General features: G+C 34.0%; 1 protein-coding gene and 1 pseudogene. Both read left to right on the top strand.

The annotated features are described in order from the left end of the window. Window positions 1-196: 196 nt before the first annotated feature. Window positions 197-472 (top strand): YlbG family protein, encoded by a 276-nt coding sequence (locus tag V7149_RS26155; RefSeq protein WP_335348471.1) that lies wholly within the window; start codon window positions 197-199, stop codon window positions 470-472. A 182-nt stretch (window positions 473-654) separates the two neighbouring features. Next, window positions 655-1399 (top strand): annotated as a pseudogene (locus V7149_RS26150) (stalk domain-containing protein); the annotation flags it as partial.

Raw genomic sequence — 1399 nt, 5'->3', positions numbered from 1 at the left:
GCTGCGGATCGGGAGGAAGCTGTGGCTGCTCTTAATGTACATACGGCATTGGATTACTCCGATGCCGTTTTTCTTTTTTATTACAGTCATTTAGCAAATATGGCAAAGATTTTGTATTCCTATTCAAGCCCATTGAAAGATCATGTTTTTTTGTGCTAGACTTATGAAAATAGTTGTTTTTGAAGGGGAAGAAATTATGCTGGGTCAGCGGCAAGGGATTATTGTCTGGCTTTATTCTTTAAAACAGGCAAAAATGTTAAGAAGATTCGGAAATGTTCATTATGTTTCTAAAAGATTAAAATATGTAGTGTTATATTGTAATCTTGACGAAACAGAGGAAATAATGGCAAAAATAAGTGCTTTTTCATTTGTAAAAAAGGTTGAACCATCGTATAAACCTTTCTTGAAGTTGGAATTTGAGAATTCAAAGCCAGATAAAGCAAAGGAATACGATTATAAGATGGGCATATAAAAGGTGAGGGCATTAGTCCTTGCCTTTTTCAATTTTTCCATTACATGCTATTAACTGTTTTAACCTAAATAAACAGATCGAAGAAAAAAACTATTTTTTCGTCATATTTATACAAAATTCATGTACTGATGCACTCGGATTTGCTATGGTTATTATTAGGAAAGTTAGTGAAGGGGATTAGTATGTGGAAAACATTTGTTCTAATTTCTATCGTGTTAACAACAGTTATCGGAGGTATGTTGTTTTGGCAATGGAAGGCATATTCAAAGCAAAACGAATTCACAAATGAAACTTTTGAGAGAGCAGTCCAAGAAATAACTGTTAAATCGAACGCAAATGAGCTGTCTATCACACAAAAGATAACAGGACTTACAGCCGGGAATGAATATAAGGTTGAAAAGCCTGAAAGCCTTTTTCGCTGGTCATGTATCAATATTAATAATAAACCTTGCGAATCAAAGGAGGATCAGGCATTAATTTTAATCCCTGAACAGAATCAGCTCGTATTTGAATATATAATCCCGATTACAAAGGATAGTAAGGCCTTTTTACTTGAAGATTGGACCACATCTTTGTCTGAGGTTGCTGTAACAAGATCATCTATTATTATTGTTGATTCTGTTAAAAAAGGCGGTACATGGGCAGCAGGGGCAATGCTGAAGGGATTCAAAGAAATGGATTTAATTGATTATTATTATTTTGAGGGAATCGGAAGCGCTCCTGCTGTTTATTGGCAGTCTGAACCTCTCCTAGCTACAGAAAGCAAAAATGGGCTGGTTACTTATTTTAGCAATCAAGAAATTAACAATACTATTATTAAGGAGATTCAAAGTCTAAAAGATTTTCCTTACATATCTGTCATTTTTACGAATCAAATTAATGAACAGTCTAGCAAAGGTCTTTTAATTTCAAAACCAGATATTAAAG

The sequence above is a fragment of the Bacillus sp. JJ1503 genome, from assembly GCF_036965125.1.
In the GTDB taxonomy this organism is placed as follows: domain Bacteria; phylum Bacillota; class Bacilli; order Bacillales; family Cytobacillaceae; genus Cytobacillus.
The sequence above is the reverse complement of the archived record's forward strand: the minus strand, read 5'-3'. Positions and strand labels throughout refer to the sequence as shown.

Coding starts and splice junctions, on each gene's coding strand:
- V7149_RS26155 (WP_335348471.1), top strand. CDS start 197: ATGCTGGGTCAGCGGCAAGGGATTATTGTCTGGCTTTATTCTTTAAAA.